11 protein-coding genes are annotated in these 18,061 nt (G+C 35.3%); 7 read left to right on the top strand and 4 right to left on the bottom strand.

All coding sequences use genetic code 11. The features are described 5' to 3' along the window. Entirely contained in the window at positions 1-1,065 is a 1,065-nt protein-coding gene (locus EV142_RS10360) for a hypothetical protein (RefSeq protein ID WP_132035254.1), read from the top strand. A gap of 641 nt (positions 1,066-1,706) precedes the next feature. On the opposite strand, the gene EV142_RS10365 is transcribed toward EV142_RS10360, so the two are convergent. Further along, positions 1,707-2,207 (bottom strand): hypothetical protein, encoded by a 501-nt coding sequence (locus tag EV142_RS10365; RefSeq protein WP_132035257.1) that lies wholly within the window; start codon positions 2,205-2,207, stop codon positions 1,707-1,709. A 442-nt stretch (positions 2,208-2,649) separates the two neighbouring features. On the opposite strand from EV142_RS10365, the gene fsa reads away from it, so the two are divergent. Further along, on the top strand, positions 2,650-3,309 hold the full coding sequence (gene fsa / locus EV142_RS10370; RefSeq protein ID WP_132035260.1) for a fructose-6-phosphate aldolase: 660 nt from the start codon (positions 2,650-2,652) through the stop codon (positions 3,307-3,309). 223 nt (positions 3,310-3,532) lie between these two features. Here fsa and EV142_RS10375 read toward each other — a convergent pair whose 3' ends face one another. The 3 genes from EV142_RS10375 to EV142_RS10385 all read right to left on the bottom strand — a co-directional run bounded on the left by EV142_RS10375 (position 3,533) and on the right by EV142_RS10385 (position 6,931). Continuing rightward, positions 3,533-5,008 (bottom strand): MFS transporter, encoded by a 1,476-nt coding sequence (locus EV142_RS10375; protein ID WP_132035263.1) that lies wholly within the window; start codon positions 5,006-5,008, stop codon positions 3,533-3,535. Between the two features lie 179 nt (positions 5,009-5,187). After that, the gene (locus EV142_RS10380) at positions 5,188-5,889 is read right to left on the bottom strand and encodes a LytR/AlgR family response regulator transcription factor (RefSeq protein WP_132035266.1); all 702 of its coding nucleotides are present in this window, start codon (positions 5,887-5,889) and stop codon (positions 5,188-5,190) included. Further along, the gene (locus EV142_RS10385) at positions 5,879-6,931 is read right to left on the bottom strand and encodes a sensor histidine kinase (protein ID WP_132035269.1); all 1,053 of its coding nucleotides are present in this window, start codon (positions 6,929-6,931) and stop codon (positions 5,879-5,881) included. Before EV142_RS10385 ends, EV142_RS10380 begins: the two co-directional genes overlap by 11 nt. A gap of 271 nt (positions 6,932-7,202) precedes the next feature. Here EV142_RS10385 and EV142_RS10390 point away from each other — a divergent pair, with 271 nt between their 5' ends. From EV142_RS10390 to EV142_RS10410, 5 genes are all read left to right on the top strand, one after another. Then, complete coding sequence (locus EV142_RS10390; RefSeq protein ID WP_158286319.1) at positions 7,203-10,391, top strand: SusC/RagA family TonB-linked outer membrane protein; 3,189 nt, start codon at positions 7,203-7,205, stop codon at positions 10,389-10,391. Between the two features lie 11 nt (positions 10,392-10,402). Beyond that, complete coding sequence (locus EV142_RS10395) at positions 10,403-11,920, top strand: SusD/RagB family nutrient-binding outer membrane lipoprotein (RefSeq protein WP_132035275.1); 1,518 nt, start codon at positions 10,403-10,405, stop codon at positions 11,918-11,920. A 96-nt stretch (positions 11,921-12,016) separates the two neighbouring features. Beyond that, entirely contained in the window at positions 12,017-13,042 is a 1,026-nt protein-coding gene (locus EV142_RS10400; protein ID WP_132035278.1) for a glycosyl hydrolase family 18 protein, read from the top strand. Positions 13,043-13,378: 336 nt separating this feature from the next. Further along, positions 13,379-16,414 (top strand): SusC/RagA family TonB-linked outer membrane protein, encoded by a 3,036-nt coding sequence (locus tag EV142_RS10405; RefSeq protein WP_132035281.1) that lies wholly within the window; start codon positions 13,379-13,381, stop codon positions 16,412-16,414. A 10-nt stretch (positions 16,415-16,424) separates the two neighbouring features. Beyond that, on the top strand, positions 16,425-18,014 hold the full coding sequence (locus EV142_RS10410) for a RagB/SusD family nutrient uptake outer membrane protein (protein ID WP_132035284.1): 1,590 nt from the start codon (positions 16,425-16,427) through the stop codon (positions 18,012-18,014). Positions 18,015-18,061: the final 47 nt, after the last annotated feature.

The following is an 18,061-nucleotide window of genomic DNA, read 5'->3' on the forward strand; positions in this document are numbered from 1 at the left end:
ATGAAGTACTTTTTATTCCTTATTACTATTGCTTTTTGTTCCTGTTCTCCAAAAATAAGAACTTCTGTTTCAGAGAAACATGAAAAACTGGATAGTAAGTCCAATGTTATTGTTTTTAATACTAAAGCTGAATTGCCTGCTAATTTTAGTACAATTGGAACCGTCAAAATTGGAGATACCGGCTTTACTACCAATTGTGATTTTGCTACCGTTCTTGAAGCAGCAAAAACAGAAGCAAGGAAAAATGGTGCTAATGCGTTCTTAATTACCGAACATTTGTATCCAAGTATGTTTGGAAGCTCCTGCCATAGAATTAGTGCCGATTTATTGAGGATTGAAAACACTACCGATTATAGTAAACCTGTCATCAATAAAGATTCGATTCACTCAAAAGATCGTTTAAAATTAGTTGCCAATGAAGCGACAAATTATAAAAGTTCAAAATCTTCAGGTTTTTTGTTGTTGGCAAATGTGGCTCAAAGTTTCAGAGTTGCTTCATCGCCGGATGGGTTAAATTCGGAGCAAAAAAAATATATGAAAAATTTAAAATCAGGACTTAGTTATGATATAAGTGCTTATTATCTTAAAGATGACAGAACTGGTTTCGGTTTGAAGTATAATGTTTATAAATCATCGGGAACAATCAGAAATCAGCAAATTACCCTGGACGACGGCATAAATTATCGAGGGGATTTTAGTGATGATATAACAATTTCATTTATCGGACCTTCCTTTATACTTACAGAAGGTAAAAATGCAAGAGTTGGAGAGGCTAATTTAGAGCTTGCGATTGGATACATGTCCTATCGGAATAATTCTACCATCATTGGCAGTCCGTTAAAAATAACGGGGTCTAATTTGGGTATGATTGCCGGAATGGGATATCATTTTAGGATAACGCCGCATTTTTTATTAGGCGCACAAGCTAATTTCGTTGGAGGTGTTTTACGAAAACTAAAATATGAATATCCAAATGGCATTACAGAAACGATTAAACTTGAGGATGAAGAAGTTGAAAATTTGTGGAGAATTGATTTGGCTGTCGGGGCTAAATTTAGATTCTAAGCTGTATTTTTTTTTAATATGGTTTCCTGATGTGATCATACAGGTAATTTCAGAACCTTCTTACGAAAAGATATAGGGGGAAAGCATTTTCTGCTATGAATAAACATGTTGATGAAGCAATCCTAAAAAACTTAGGAATAATAAAAAAATTACCGCAAAGTGCGCAAAGATTTAAACAAGGTTCGCAAAGTTTATAAACAGCTTTGTGAACTTTGCGTTTTTTTTCATCGCTTACATTGCGGTAAATTTATTTCATCGAGTTATTAATTTAAATTCTTGTATGTTAGAATCTTTAGAATCGACTAACGGACAAGATAAAAGATGTACCAGAAGTATAGAAAAACAGACCTTCAGCAAGGTTTACAATCAGGATTCAAATCTTTAATTTCCCTGACAAGGTGACCGAAAAAGAGCAAAAAAAACAAAAATCTCCAATAAAGTTCAGATATAGGAGTGACGGAGCGGTGACGGAGGAGTGACGGCAACGTGACGGAGGAATGACATAACGAAAATTTAATGTCAAAGTGACAGGATTGAGGTAAAACGGTAGAGACAGGAATGCTGTACTATATAATTAGTACATCAATTGCTACTATCCGGAAATATAAAAATGCCTTATTTTTTGTGCAATCAATTCAGGTTTAGGAACAGGAAGTCTTTTGAATAATATTCTTTTTACAAAGCAGTATAAGTTCTTCAATTTGCTGTTGTGGCATTTTAACGGCACATTCAATGATCTCTCTTCCATTGTCTACAATCAAAATACCCTCGTGGTCTTCTTCATAGCCAACCGGTGAAACGAAATACGTAAGGTTTTCGTTTTTAATTGTTTTTTTAGCATCGCGAAACCATCCGTAATTGGCTTCGTAAACGATTTCATTTTTCGAGTATTGTATTATTTCTTCTCCGTAAGTATTCCATAAGGCAACTCGTAATAAGTAGAATCCAAAAAGGGAGAAAATTCCAATTCCTATTATAAAGCCAAAATGCAAACCTTCTCCTAATGCGATGGAAGCAATTGTTCCGGCGGCTGGAAAAATAAAAAAAGCAAAAGCAAAAAAATATAATACTATTCGAATGATAAAAGGGGATTTTCGAACAGTGAGTTTTAGCTGGTCGTTTTCAAGAAGAAATTGTGGCATAGTTTAAGGGAATTGTAGGTGCAGGGAAACAGGAGTATAAATAGTAAAAAAAGCTACAAATGATCTTCGGCAGCGCAGGTAAGCCATCTTTATTCGGTAACCCTTGCTATTGCTGCAAAACTCATCCTGTTGTCTTGTTTGAAATTTTCTTCAACACTTTGGGACTTTAATTTTGTCTAAAAATACAAAATATTTCGGTTTTGGACTGATTTAAGTTTTGGGATAAAGGACTTTAATTTCAGATTTATTTTTGGAGAGTTTAATTTTTGAAATTATTAGTTGTAATTTTACGACGATTTGCGTGAGGGATAGGAGTGAACTACCAAAGTAGTACGGATAGCCCGACCGCATTTACGAAAGGCGCGAATAAGCGGTGTATAAAGTGCGCCTTTTGAGAATGGGGTCACGCCCGAATTATGAACACAATTAAATTTAAATACATATGAAATTTTTTATTGACACAGCTAATTTAGCTCAGATTAAAGAAGCACAGGCTTTAGGTGTTTTGGATGGTGTAACTACAAATCCGTCATTGATGGCAAAAGAAGGGATCACCGGAAAAGATAATATTCTGAAGCATTACGTTGATATTTGTAATCTTGTTGAAGGTGATGTGAGTGCTGAAGTGAATGCACTGGATTTTGACGGAATGATCAAAGAAGGTGAGGAGTTGGCTGAATTACACGAGCAAATCGTAGTAAAATTACCAATTACGAAAGAAGGTGTTATGGCTGCTAAATATTTCTCTGATAAAGGAATTAAAACAAATGTAACGTTAGTGTTTTCAGCAGGTCAGGCTTTATTGGCTGCAAAAGCAGGTGCAACTTATGTTTCTCCGTTTATTGGCCGTTTAGATGATGTTTCTACAGATGGTCTGAACCTGATTCAGGAAATCAGAGAGATCTATGATAACTACGGTTATGAGACTCAGATTCTGGCTGCTTCCGTACGTCATACCATGCATATTGTAAACTGTGCTAAAATTGGTGCTGATGTAATGACAGGACCTCTTTCTGCTATTTATGGTTTATTGAAACACCCGTTAACAGATATCGGATTGGCTCAGTTTGTGGCTGATTTTGAAAAAGGGAACAACAAATAGTTTTACCCAAAAAGAATTGTAAATCGCTGTCTTTCTTATGAGAGACAGCGATTTTTTTTAGTATGCAGGAGAATCTAGCAGCAGTTTTGGTATTTTCTTAGCGGGGGGTGTAGGTAAACAACCAGACTATGTTGTAGAATTTTGAATTCATTTGAATTGAAATAAAAAGACCCGTTTTACAAATTGTAAAACGGGTCTTTTTATGTTGTTTTTTCAGAAGATTTTAGTGTCCTCCTCCTTCGCTCTGAACGTGGCTTACGCCCTGGCTTTTTAATATTTTAGGGCAGTAGAAGCCATAAAACGCTAAATAGGCAAAACCAAGTAAGGGTACGATATAAGAGAAGTGGGTGTAGGTAATACCTAATATTCCGTTTGGATGTGTTAAATCTAAATCACAGATACTTCCCTGAACTAATGGAATAACGCCACCGCCAAGAATCATCATGATTAAGAAAGACGAAGCTTTTCCTGTGTTTTTTCCTAATCCTGCGATTGCTAAATCGAAGATAGAAGGCCACATTATAGACAAAAATAATCCACCTGAGATAAAGAAGAATTTAGCAATTTCTGTATACGGGCAAACTAATCCGGCAACCATCATTAATAAACCGGAGATTCCGAAAAGCATTAATGTTTTTCCCGCATTTTTTCCGCCTACGAAACTTACTGCTATAAATAGTAAAATCCAGATTGGGTAAATGTAGAAAGAAGATACATCATGCGCAGCAAAAACGTTTGCTCCGATAATAACTCCGAACGCTAAAGCGGGTACGATAAATTTAAGAGCCGTGTTTACTAAGTTGGATGTGTTGAAAACATTCACCCCGCCATTCCAGCGACCTATCATTAAACTTCCCCAGTAAAGGGCAATAAACGGAGAAATAGCATCTTCTAGAATATTACCGAATTCATTTGTTTTTAATAAGGCAGGTAAGTTACTAATGATAGTTACCTCGGTTCCCACATAAATAAAGATTCCCAACATTCCCAAATACAATTGCGGGTAGTCTAAAATGCTGAATTTAGCATGTTTTTGTTCCAGTTTAGCTTCTTCCTCATCTATTTTAGCCGGATCTTCGATTTTAGAAAAATACATGAAAATCGCAACCAGGATAAAAGCAAGTCCTAAAATGATAAAAGGCAATTTGATATCTTCCAGAGAAAGGTTTGTTTTTTTGTTGTCTCCCATTCCAAAAAGAGCAATTCCTAAAAGGATTGCACCAATAGTAGTTCCGAAAGAGTTTACACCTCCTGCCAATGTCAAACGGTGTGCTCCGGTATTCGGGCTTCCCATTTTAATAGCAAGCGGATTTGCTACAATTTGCTGAATAGAAAATCCTAAACCAACCGTAAACAAAGCAGTTAAAAAGAAAGGAAAACTTTCCATTGTAGCGGCAGGAACGAATAAAAATGAACCAACTGCAGAAAGAATTAATCCCGCAGAAAGGGTCTTTTTATATCCGAATTTCTGTAAAACATCTGATTTTAGGGATACTAAAAAGAAGATAATTGATCCTACAAAATATGCAGCGTAAAAAGCCCAGGCCACCAATTGTGACTGAACCTGAGATAAAGTAAATACTTTTTTGAATACTGGGATAAGGATGTCATTGGCCGAGCCGACAAAACCCCAAAAGAAGAAGACGATTATCAAAGAGATAAACTGCCCCCACTTGGTCTGTACATTTTCTGAACTCATAATAGTAGTAAAGGTTAATTTTATTATTTATGTTTTTTGAAGACCGTAAATATATTTGTTAAGTATATCAAAAAAAAATAAAAAGACACAAATAATGTTAAATTTAAACCAACAACAGTATTTTTTCAACAAAGTGTTAATTTTTAGCCTCTTGAAAAACAGAATTTGGAACAGCGTTTTTATTCCAGAATTTTATTTTTTACTTCTTTGCTGTAGTTTCGGCCAATAGGAATGGTATACGATTGGATCTGAATGCGGTTTCCTTCAATAGATTTTACCTTATTTAAGGCAATAACGTACGATTTATGGATACGCAGGAAGCGATCAGCGGGTAATTCTTCAGATAAAGAAGTCAGTGATTTATGGGTAATATAGGTTTTATCTGGGGTTACGACTTTAATGTATTCTTTCATTCCTTCCACAAACAGAATTTCTTCAATATTAATTTTCATCATCTTTTTATCTACTTTGATGAAAATATGAGAGTCGCCTTTTGAGGTTTCGACTTTAATATTATTCTTTAGATTATATTCGGTGGTGATTTTATTGATACACTTTATAAATCGGGGCAATGGAATTGGTTTTACCAAATAATCCAAAACATCAAGATCATAGCTTTCGGCAGCAAATTCACGAAATGCTGTTGTTATAATAACTTTAGTTTTACTTTCAATTAAGCTGATTAATTCAAAACCGGTCATCATAGGCATGTTGATGTCTAAAAAGACAGCATCAACAGCAGTGCTGTTTATAAAATCGAGCGCTTCCAAAGAGTTATTAAAGGTACCTATAACTTCAAAGTCGGTAAAATTGCTGAAATAATTTTGCAGGACTTTGATTGCCAGTGGCTCATCATCAATCAACACGCATTTAATTTTCATTACGAATAGGTATTTGCAAACGGATTATATAGTAATTGAGCTTAGTTGTATGTTTTAAACTGAAATCGTTTTTATAAATTAATTTTAATCTCTTTTTGGTATTGGCTAATCCGATACCTCCTTTTGAGTTTAGATTTGGTGAAATTACAAAATTATTTAGGATTTCAAAATCTAACATTTTAGTAGCGGTAACTTTACAATTGATTTTAATTTTCAGGTTTTTATTGTTGAGACCACCGTGTTTAAAGGCGTTTTCGACCAGTGAAATAAAGATCAGCGGAGGGACGACCACATCTTCTATATCCGATTCCAGGTTAATGGTAACTTCCACATTCTCAAAGCGTAACTTTTCGATTTCGATGTAATTCTGAATATAATCTATTTCTTTGATCAGCGGAACAAATTTGGTTCCTTTCACATCATATAAGACATATTCCATCAGGTTGGACAATTTGATAATTACATCCGGAACCTTATCTGAAGATTCTAAGGAGAGTGCATACAGATTGTTTAGGGTATTAAAGAAAAAATGCGGCTGGATCTGATTTTCAAGATATTTTAACTTGATCTTGAATTGATTTTCTCTCAGTGACCGGTTTCTTTCTCTTTCGCGCAGCCAGGTTAAGGTAAGATAAACCGATGATGCCATTGCCAGAACGTACAATTCTCCAATACAAACGGCAACAATATGGTTGATCTCAAAAGGATGGTATTCGCGGTTTGCTTCCGGCCATATATTTTCGGATATAATATAATAGGTAAGGGCGGTTTTCAATAAATAAATACCAAACAGACTTACAATTAAGGCGAATGTGTATTGGATGTATTTCTGCTTTAAAACAAATTTCGGAACTAAAACAAAAAGATTAAAATAGACCAGAGGAATGTGCAGCGAAAACTCGATCAGATTCGATTTGAATGAATATGGATAATCGTTGAAGTAGGCACCCCATCTTAAAAAGTTAAGAGTAAAATAACTTCCCCAAAACCAAAAATGGTTTTGAAGCTTTATGTCGAATTTTAATTTTTGAAGTTCGTTCAACTTTATTTTTAAGGAATTAGAGTGGTGTGTCTTTATTGAATAAAGATTTTGCAACTTTAAACAATTACAGGCTAAAACGCAATTCTTTTGAATAAAATTTTGAAAAAAAATAGAAATGATGCTTTATTTTTATAGTAGAACGTTTTCGTAAAACATAATGTTGATTGTTTTGTGTCGTTTGTTTAAGGTTTTGAGTTGTTTGTTTAAAATATTTTATTTATGTTAATTTTAACAATATTTTTATCGCTTAACCAACAAAACCATGACAAAAATGAAACAAATTGTGTTAATCTTTATGATTTTCTTTACTGCGCAAGTCATGCTTGCCCAAGTAAAAACAATCAAAGGTTTAGTAAGCGATCAAAACGGATTGCCATTGCCGGGAGTAACTGTTCTTATCCAGGGAACAGCGAAAGCGAGCCAATCTGATTATGATGGAGTGTATGTAATTCAGGCATCAAAAAACGATGTTTTGTTATTTTCATACATTGGGTTCAAAACTCAGGCAGTAACGGTAACTGATGCAACTCAGTTGAACGTTTCTCTTGTAGACGATGCTCAGAATCTTAATGAAGTTGTTGTAACGGCATTAGGGATTAAAAGACAAAAGAAAGAACTGGGATATGCGGTTCAGGATGTAAAAGGAGACCAGTTAAGTAAAGTTATTACGACCAACGTAGCCACTGCACTTTCCGGAAGAGTTGCCGGTGTTGATGTTTCTATCCCTGCAACGGGTGTAGGCGGAAGTACAAGGGTTATTATCAGGGGTATTTCAAGTATAGGCGAAAATAATCAGCCGCTTTATATTGTAGACGGAGTTCCTATTGATAATACCGGTTTGTCTAATGATAGTGCAGCTACCAGTAAATGGTTTGACGGAAGAGACAGCGGAGACGGAATTTCGAGTATCAATCCAAATAATATCGAAAGTTTAACCGTATTAAAAGGAGCGGCTGCGGCAGCATTATACGGTTCAAGAGCGTTAAACGGTGTTATTTTAATTACAACCAAAAAAGGAAGTAAAGGTAAATTACAGGTAGAATTAACAAGCGGTGTAAGCTTTGACAGGGTAAATGCGAAATACAATGATTACCAAAGTGAATATGGTACAGGTTCTAACGGAATTTTGCCGGACCCTACAAAAGCACCTTCTGAAATATACGGATATACAACAAATGCCTGGGGGCCTAAGTTCTCACAATCAGTAGGACAACAAGTTAAGATATTTGACGGTTCTATGAGACCTTATGCTAAAGTGGATAATAATATTCAGGATTTCTTCAGAACCGGATTCACAACAACAAACGGAATAGCTTTATCCGGCGGAAGTGAAAATGCATTTGTTCGTTTTGGCTATAATAATCTTAAAAATGAAGATGTAATTCCGGGCTCCGGATTAGAAAGAAACGATGCCAGTTTAAATGCAACGATAAAATCAGAAAAATTTACTTTGGATGCCAACGTAAATTATATGGTTGAAAACACCAACAACAGACCAGGTTTAGGAGATTCACCTAATAACGTCGGCTATTCTTTAAGTGGTTTAGCGCCGAATATTGATCAGGCGTGGCTTAAAAATTATCAGAATCCGGCAGACGGATCCATGTACCAATGGAATAATAATGTGTATTTACTAAACCCTTATTTCGTTGTAAATGAAAACCATAACTCCTCTACTAAAAACCGTTTTATGGGTAATGTTACAGGAACTTACCAGCTTAAAAAATGGATGGGATTAACTTTCAGAACCGGTTTAGATACTTATGTTTTCGGTGCTAAAGATTTTATGGCAGCCGGAAGCACATGGCCGGGAAGAGATAACGGTTATATGGGATTGGATAATATTACGGTTTCTGAAATGAATACGGATATCATCGCGACTTTTAGTGAAATTAAATTAGCATCTGACCTGACTTTCTCCGGAATTTTAGGAACCAGCAGAAGAGATTTCAGAAGACAGCAGAATTCCAGATTCGGTACAAACATCATCGAGCCGGGAACAGAATACATCAGTAATTTTTCGAATCAGACCGAAAATGCACCATTGGAAACTAGGACAAGAACAAATTCAGTTTACGGTTCTGCAAAATTTGATTATAAAGGATATTTATATGCGGAGTTCACCGGAAGAAATGACTGGTTCAGCGTAATCAATAAAGATGCCTTTTATCCGGCAGCTTCGTTAGGTTTTATATTCTCTGATGCATTCGGTATTCAGAGTGATACTTTCTCTTATGGTAAATTCAGAGCCTCATGGGCAGAAGTTTCGAATGCACCGGGAGCATATAAAAATGCTTTAAACTATACGACCTATTCTTCTTACAGTGGTGGTAGTGTCGTGAATATTAAAAATACTTCGGCGCCAAATCCTGATTTAACGTATCAGTCTAAAACCGGAGTTGAATTTGGAGTGGAAACTTCCTTCTTTAAAAACAGATTAAAAGCTGATATTACCGTATATCGCGAAGATACTTCAGATCAGACTATTGATTTACCATCATCTGCGACTTCCGGATACGAATATATTTCTGTAAATGCAGGTGAATTACGTAACGAAGGTATTGAGGTATTTTTGTCCGGTACGCCAATCAAAACAAAGAATTTTGAATGGGGAATTGACTTAAACTTTTCTAAGAATAAAAACTCAATTCTTTCTTTACACCCGGATATCGATACCTATACTATTTCTGAAGCCCGTTGGGCCGGTGCTGCAATCGTAGCGCAGGTGGGTGGACAATACGGAACCATTATCGGAAAAGATTTTCTAAAAAGTCCGTCGGGAGAAAAGATTGTCGGAGCAAACGGGATGCCGATGTTCACAGATAGTAAAGTTGCTTTAGGAAAAGGGCTTCCGGATTGGGCAGCAGGTTTAACGAATCGTTTTTCTTATAAAGGAATTACGCTTCAGTTTTTAATTGACATGAAATTTGGTATGGATGTATATTCTATGACTAATTCACTTGCCGCTCAAAAAGGACTTTTAGATGTTACGACAGAAGGAAGGGATGCTTATAATGCAGCAAGAGCAGAAGCAGTTGCAAACGATCCTAACTTTAGTCAGTCAACATGGATTCCTACTGCAGGATATGTAGTTGATGGTGTTGTAAATACAGGAACTGCCGATAATCCGAATTATGTAAAAAACACCACTCCTGTAAATCCTCAGGATTATTGGACTACGGTTTTTAATAATACACCGGCACCTTTTATTTATGATGCTTCTTATGTGAAATTAAGAGAGGTGAGTTTAGGGTATACGATACCAAAAAGCGTTTTCAACGGAGCAAAAATCAACAGTATCTACTTTTCCGTATTCGCAAGAAATTTATTGACTTTTAATAAAGATTTGCCAAACGTTGATCCGGAGTCTATGTATACTTCAGGAAACGGACAAGGTTTTGAGTATGGTTCGTTACCATTTAGAAGATCATATGGGTTTAATCTTAAAGTTACATTCTAAAAAAAGAAATTATGAAATTTAAACAAATAATAATAGCTGTACTCTCCGTATTTACGATGGTTGGCTGTACTGAAAACTTTGACGAACTGGAGAAAGATCCGGTTGCGTTATCAGCAAATCCTGCTGGTCAGCTTAGATTTACTCAATTGTGTATGTCTGGCGATGGATATTACCAATGGAGAGCAAACCTAATCTATTCCGGAGGTTTTGTACAACACTACGCCGGTGCATGGAATGTAACAGAATTCGGAAGTAAATTCAAGAAAAACGATGACTATGCAACAGCATTATGGAGAAATGGTTATTCGAATGAAATGAAGAGTATTGTCGATGTTCTGGAAAAAACCAATGGAGATCCCGCAGCTGTAAATATGAATGCTGTTGCCAAAATTATGAAAGTAATGGTTGCACAACGCCTGACCGATATTTATGGTGATGTTCCCTATTCAGAAGCGGGTCTAGGATTTTCTAAAGGAATAGTGACTCCTAAATACGACAAGCAACAAGATATTTACAATGCCTTTTTTAAAGAACTTGGAGAAGCTTTTACGCAGCTGAATGCTAACGGTGGCGATGTAAAAGGCGATTTGTTTTATAATGGAGATATTACAAAATGGAAAAAATTAGCCAACACCATGCGTTTGCGTCTGGCAATGAGAATATCGGAAGTAAGCCCTGTTGAAGCTGAAAAACAGGCAAAAGCTGCTTTTCAGAATGGTGTTTTCGAAAGCAATGCTGATAACTGCGTGATGCATCATTTAGATTTTCCTTTCAATGATACACCCGGCGCACTTGATTTTAGAGGTAACGGGTTGTCTTATGCTTTTATCGGAAACGAAAATGGGGATCACTTTAGTTCTTTGATGATTGATTTCTTAAGAACTAATGGAGACCCGAGATTACCTATGCTTGCTACTCCAAAAACAGGAAGTGCAAATTGGGGACCTCCTGCACCAGGGGAAGAGTTATATGTGGGTAATATTCCGGGAGTTTTTCAATGGGAGATGCCGGGTGGTTCTAATGCTATTTCAGGTATTCAGCCTTACCTAAAACTTAAAACGACTCCTTTCTTACATGTGAGTTATTCAGAGTCACAACTACTATTGGCAGAAGCTGCTTTTAGAGGATGGATCACGGGTGCAGCAGCAGATTATTATAAAAAAGGTGTTGAAGGAGGGATCAAACAGTTAGAAGTTTATGGTGCTCCGGCAGCAAGTCAGGCTGCTATAAATACATATTTATCGGCTAAACCTTTGGCAGCAGGAACTGAGAAAGAGCAAATTGCTACACAGCTTTGGGTTACTTATTTGTTTAATAGTATTGAAGCCTACTCCAACTGGAGAAGAACAGGATACCCGCATTTATTAGCGATAACAAATCCGGATTCAGAAACGCAGGGCGTAACACCTACACGTTTGTATTATCCGAATGATGAGATGCAGAAAAATTCAAAAAATTATTTAGAAGCCCTTTCAAGAATGGGGGGTACAAATGATTGGTTAAATAAAGTCTGGTGGGATGTTAACTAAAAACTCCTAAAAAAGACCAAGAATAAAGTTATGCCTGATAAGGTATTATTTCAATCTAATTAAAATTAAAAACAACAAGTTTAAAATTTCAAAATTATGATAAAAAATAAAGCCTTATTAGGCATCCTTTTTTTTATAAGTTCACTTATTTCAGTTTACAGTTGTACCACTCAGAAAGAATCAGATCGGGAGGAAACCAAAACAAAAACGGCCAGGGTGGTGGGCTATTTATCTTCGGATAATATCAATAAAATGACTTCAATACAGTTTTGTAAACTGACACATCTTAATGTTGCTTTTGCCAATCCCAATAAAGACGGGAGTCTGAATTTTAGCGGAGATATCGATGCTCTTATAAAATATGCCAAATCGGTTAATCCTAACATTGTAATCAGTATTTCGCTCGCAGGCGGAGTACTATCGGAAGAACAGGCAGCAAACTGGTCTTTCCTGATTGATAAATCTGAAAACAGACCTGTTTTAATTCAAAGTATATTAAATTTTGTTGAACTACATCAGCTGGACGGAGTCGATGTAGATCTCGAATGGGATGCCGTAACCAGCGGCTACAGCGGATTCGTTATAGAATTAAGAAAAAGCCTTACGGAGCGTAAAAAACTCTTAACAGCCGCATTACCCAATAATTCCCGTTTCGAAAATATAAATTCAGCAGCCTTAAATGCATTCGATTTTATCAATATAATGTCTTATGACAGTACAGGACCCTGGACACCCAATAATCCCGGTCAGCACAGCTCGATGAGTAATGCCAGGGATGGAATTGATTATTGGCATAAACTTCAAAATGTATCCAGTGATAAAATAACCCTCGGAGTACCTTTTTATGGTTATAATTTTACCTATGCAGCTGTTACCAGCTCCACTTACGGTCAAATTGTAGAGGTCGGGCCCCAATTTGCCGATCAGGATGAATTAGGGAAAATTTATTATAACGGAAGACCTACTATTTCTCAAAAGGTGGAATATGCTTCTCAAAATACAGGAGGGATTATGATTTGGGAACTGGCACAGGATTCTTTTGGCGAATATTCTTTATTAGATGTCATACATAAAAAATATACAAGCTTAAAATTTAAAACTACCGGATTGTGTGGGAATTAAAATTTTAAGGAGAATATACCCTGAAAAACAGTTGTTCTGCTCTTATTGTATCAAGCATTTATTTTATTAAAAAAAGGTTAATTTTTTTTCTAAACACCACAGTTTAAAAGACTTATTTCTGAATTGATACATTATAAAGAAATAGTTAATTTGATGTACATAATAGTTGTAAATACAATTAAATGACAGAATTTAATAAGGAGAAAACGTTTTCGCAAAACGTATTATTGATTGTTTTATGTCGTTGGTTTAAAAAATATAACCGTTTGTATAATTTATTTTTTTTAACAATACGTTAAGAATAAATTTACGCCATAACTAACAAAATAAATAAACATGAAAAAAATTTTCTTAATCTTTATGATTGTTTTTACAGCGCAGGTTTCGCTTGCTCAGGTGAAAAATGTCAAAGGTATGATCACAGATTCTGATGGGATGCCGTTACCAGGGGCATCTGTTGCTGTGCAGGGAGGTCAAAAAGGTGCCACAACCGATTTTGACGGTTTGTACTCAATTGAAGCACAAAAAGGACAAACATTGGTTTTTACTTATGTAGGTCTTGAAACACAATCAATAATTGTAGGTGATGCCGCTACAGTTAATGTTAAATTAGTTCCGGCAGCATCAAATGCACTTAATGAGGTTGTTGTAACTTCTTTAGGTATCAAGAAAACCAGAAAATCTTTAACATATGCTGCTCAGGAGCTAAAAGGTGAAGAATTAACTCGTGTAAAAGATGCGAATTTAATTAATACAATAGCAGGTAAAATTGCTGGTGTTGCCGTAACAAAAAGTTCTGGTGGTACGGGTGGATCTACAAAAGTAGTTATTCGTGGTAATTCATCTTTGGCTAATAGCCAGCCATTATATGTTATAGATGGTATTCCAATGTTGAACTCAGGTTCAGGACAGCCAAATGATACTTTTGGTAGTTTATCCGGAGGTAACCGTGATGGTGGGGATGTTGTTTCCTTAATTAACCCAGATGATTATGAAGGAATGACAGTTCTTAAAGGTGCTGCAGCTTCTGTATTATATGGTAGCCAGGGTGCTAACGGTGTTATTTTGCTTTCTTCTAAAAAAGCTAAAGCAGGTAAATCTAATATTTCAGCATCATCAGTAACTACTTTTGAAACAGCAGCGTACCTGCCAAAATTTCAAACAGATTATATTGCTGATGCAGGAGCTGATGAAAGTTGGGGAGCGAAACAAAAAACCAAAGATCATGTTAAAGATTTCTTTAATACAGGCACAACGCAAATTACATCTCTTGGCTATTCAGCCGGATCTGAAAATTCATCTACTTCGCTTACATATGCTAATACTTCAGGCACTGGAATTATGCCGGGTAATAGTATTAAGAAAAATAACTTTGGTATGCGTCAGACGGCTAAGTTTTTTGACAATAAATTAAGTGTAGCTGCAACTGCAAATTATACAAGTCAAAATATTGTTAATAAACCGGTAAATGGTCTTTATTTTAATCCTTTAACAGGTGTTTATTTGATGCCAAGAGGAAATGACTTTAATTATTACAAAGATAACTATGAGGTTTTTGATTCTTCAAGGAACTTAATGGCTCAAAACTGGATGACGAACAGAGATATTATGCAAAATCCATATTGGGCAATTAACAGAAATAAATCTGAAGATAAAAATGATTATTTTACTGGTGCTTTAGCAGTAACTTATAAAGCTAATAATTGGTTAAGTATTGCTTCAAGATATAGCTACAACAGAGTTGAAAGCAATTTTGATAAAAAAATATATGCTACAACACAAGGTACCCTATCTCACGAAAATGGTAGATACATAAATGAAAATACCTTAAGTACACAGCGTTATGGAGATTTAATAGCTACAATCACTACCAATATCAGTAATGATTTTACTTTTAATGCTAACATTGGTACCAGTATAACTAATACATTAAGTAATCAAAAGACAATTCTGGATTCAGGAATTGGTACTGGTCTACAATATGCAAACTGGTTTACATTGCATAACTTCAATTCTAATTCAGGTAATTATCAAACTGTAGATTCTCAAAAAGAAGTACAATCTGTATTTGCCGCTACTACATTTGGATATAAAGATATGCTGTTTTTAGATCTTGCTGCCAGAAATGATTGGTCTTCTACATTGGTTAATACTGATAAATCAGGATATTTTTATCCATCTGTGGGTTTAACAGCTCTTATCAGTGAAATGACAACATTGCCAGAGTGGATTAACTTCGGTAAAGTAAGAGCAACTTATGCTCAGGTTGGTAATGATATTTATCCTTTTATAACTTCTCCTACATATTACTACAGACCGGGATTTGAAGATCCAAAACCATTTGTTGGACCAAAACCGGGAGAAACACTAAAACCAGAATTAAAAAGTGAAATTGAATTCGGTACAGAGTGGAGAATGTTTAATAACAGATTAGGTTTTGAAGTGTCTTATTATAGCTCTGAAACTAAAAACCAATACATACAGGTAAAAGCGCTTGATGGAAATGTAAATGGATATGCCTTCTATGGTATTAATGCAGGAAGTATTGAGAATAAAGGTTTTGAACTTGTTTTAAATGCAGGTATTATTAGAGGAGATAAATTTTCCTGGGATTCGGCAATTAACTTCTCACAAAATAAAAACAAAGTGAAAGAAATTCCAGAAGAATTGGGAGGAAGAATCAACCTTACTGATCCTGGTGTAAACAGTTATCAATATGCTGTTATTGAAGGAAGACCATTTGGAGTAATTGAAGGTAAAAATATATTGAGAGATGACCAGGGTAGAATTTTATTAGATGCCGCTGGTAAAATTCAAAAAACAGGTTTTCAGGAAATTGGAAATGCTAATCCTGATTTTATGTTAGGTTTCTCAAACTCATTCAAAATAGGATCTTTCTTTGCAAATGTATTAATTGACGGGCGTTTTGGCGGAGATGTAATGAGTATGACAGAATCTCAAAATGATTTTTTCGGAGTTTCTAAAGCAACAGGAGATGCAAGAAATGCAGGTGGCGTTAAAGTAAATGCTGTTATGCCTGACGGTACTGCTGTAACAACAATAGACGCTAAATCATATTATTTTACTCAAGGTGTAGCGGGTAGAGAAGGTGCAACGGGAGAATACATGTATGACGCAACAAATGTAAGTGTAAGAGAGATTTCTGTAGGTTATAATTTTAGTCCGAAAAATTTACCTTTTATACAAACAGCTTCAATTTCGTTAATCGCTAGAAATTTATTCTTTATTTATAAAGATGCTCCATTTGATCCGAATATTGCATTAAGTACAGGTCAGGGTCTACAAGGGGTAGATATTTATGGTTTACCATCTACTAGAAGTATTGGTCTTAATTTAAATGTAACTTTCTAAAATTAAAAACATGAAACTAAATAATATAACAAAAGTAGCTGTCTGCATGTCATTACTTGCAACAGTAGGTTGTACAGATAATTTTGAAGACATTAATACTAATAATAACGGTATTACACCTGAATTATTTCAACAGGATTTTAATCACATCAAAGGAGGTTTCGCTCCAATATTTAATAATATTCAAACAATAACAAGTCAATTAGAGTGGCAATATCAGTTACAGCAAGGTTTAAATAGTGATATTTGGTCTGGATACATGGCTACACCTACTGCTTTTGGAGGGTCAAACAATACAACTTATAATTTAAATGATAACTGGAATGGTTTTATTTGGAGTATAGCCTATTCAAATGTTATGTATAATGCATACAATATTGAACAGTTATCAAAAGGCAAATATGATCAGTTTTATGCGCTGGCTTTGATATTGAAAGTTGAAGGGATGCACAGAATAACGGATACTTTCGGACCTATTATATATTCAAAGTATGGAACTACAGATGCCACAATTGAATATGATTCTCAACAAGAGGTTTATAACAAGATGTTTACTGAATTAGATATTGCAGTTGCTGAATTGACAAAAAGAGTTGATTCTGGTGATGATGGTACAGCATCTTTTGGTAAAACAGATTTATCAGGTTATGGTGGTAAATTTGAACAATGGATTAAGTTTGCTAATACATTACGTTTAAGATTAGCAATGCGCGTTGTAAAAGTAGATCCGGCATTGGCTAAAATTCAGGCTGAAAAAGCGGTTGCTCAAAAATTTGGAGTAATGAAAACAAATGCTGATTTATTTCAAATTAAATCTCCTGTAAATACAAATCCTATTGCCACCATTAGTGGTTCTTGGTTAGATATTCGTATGGGAGCCGATATGGAATCTATTTTAGGAGGTTATAACGATCCAAGAATTGGAACTTATTTTGATACATCAACTCAATTTCCAGGTCAATATAAAGGTGTTCGTACAGGAATTGAAATTACAGCTAAAGGAGATCATCAGGATTTTTCAGGTATCGGAGCAGTTGTCAAATCTAAAAATATTGTTTTGATGACAACCGCAGAAGCTTATTTTTTAAGAGCGGAAGGAGCATTACGAGGATGGAATATGGATGGAGATGCTAAATCATTGTATGAATTAGGAATTACAACTTCATTTGATCAAAGAGGAGCTTCGGGAGCAGCTGCATACATTACAGACAATGTAAAATTGCCAAAAGCATATGTTGATCCAAATTTCCCTGTAAATAATTCTGCTGCAGTAAATAATATTACCATTGCCTGGGATGCAGCTGCAACTAATGAAATTAAATTGCAAAAAATCATTACTCAAAAATGGATAGCCGGTTTTCCAGAAGGACAAGAAGCCTGGTCTGATTACAGAAGAACTGGATATCCTAAATTATTCCCAGTACTTAAAAACACAAGTGGGGGTAAAATTACTACTGAATTTGGTGTAAGAAGAATCAATTTTGTGCAATCTGAGATATCTCTTAATAAAGGAGGAGTAGATTCAGGTATTGCTAAACTTAACGGTCCCGATACAGGAGGAACAAGACTTTGGTGGGATACTACAGCTCCAAATTTCTAAAAAATAATATCAAAAGTTAAAGAATATAAGTTTGGTTGGAAAATGGT

The organism is Flavobacterium circumlabens (assembly GCF_004345565.1).
Lineage (GTDB): Bacteria > Bacteroidota > Bacteroidia > Flavobacteriales > Flavobacteriaceae > Flavobacterium > Flavobacterium circumlabens.

Excerpts from the sequence above, each read along its gene's own strand:
- EV142_RS10360 (WP_132035254.1), top strand. The coding sequence starts at position 1 with ATGAAGTACTTTTTATTCCTTATTACTATTGCTTTTTGTTCCTGTTCT.
- EV142_RS10365 (WP_132035257.1), bottom strand. The coding sequence starts at position 2,207 with ATGCCACAATTTCTTCTTGAAAACGACCAGCTAAAACTCACTGTTCGA.
- fsa (WP_132035260.1), top strand. The coding sequence starts at position 2,650 with ATGAAATTTTTTATTGACACAGCTAATTTAGCTCAGATTAAAGAAGCA.
- EV142_RS10375 (WP_132035263.1), bottom strand. The coding sequence starts at position 5,008 with ATGAGTTCAGAAAATGTACAGACCAAGTGGGGGCAGTTTATCTCTTTG.
- EV142_RS10380 (WP_132035266.1), bottom strand. The coding sequence starts at position 5,889 with ATGAAAATTAAATGCGTGTTGATTGATGATGAGCCACTGGCAATCAAA.
- EV142_RS10390 (WP_158286319.1), top strand. The coding sequence starts at position 7,203 with ATGAAACAAATTGTGTTAATCTTTATGATTTTCTTTACTGCGCAAGTC.
- EV142_RS10395 (WP_132035275.1), top strand. The coding sequence starts at position 10,403 with ATGAAATTTAAACAAATAATAATAGCTGTACTCTCCGTATTTACGATG.
- EV142_RS10400 (WP_132035278.1), top strand. The coding sequence starts at position 12,017 with ATGATAAAAAATAAAGCCTTATTAGGCATCCTTTTTTTTATAAGTTCA.
- EV142_RS10405 (WP_132035281.1), top strand. The coding sequence starts at position 13,379 with ATGAAAAAAATTTTCTTAATCTTTATGATTGTTTTTACAGCGCAGGTT.
- EV142_RS10410 (WP_132035284.1), top strand. The coding sequence starts at position 16,425 with ATGAAACTAAATAATATAACAAAAGTAGCTGTCTGCATGTCATTACTT.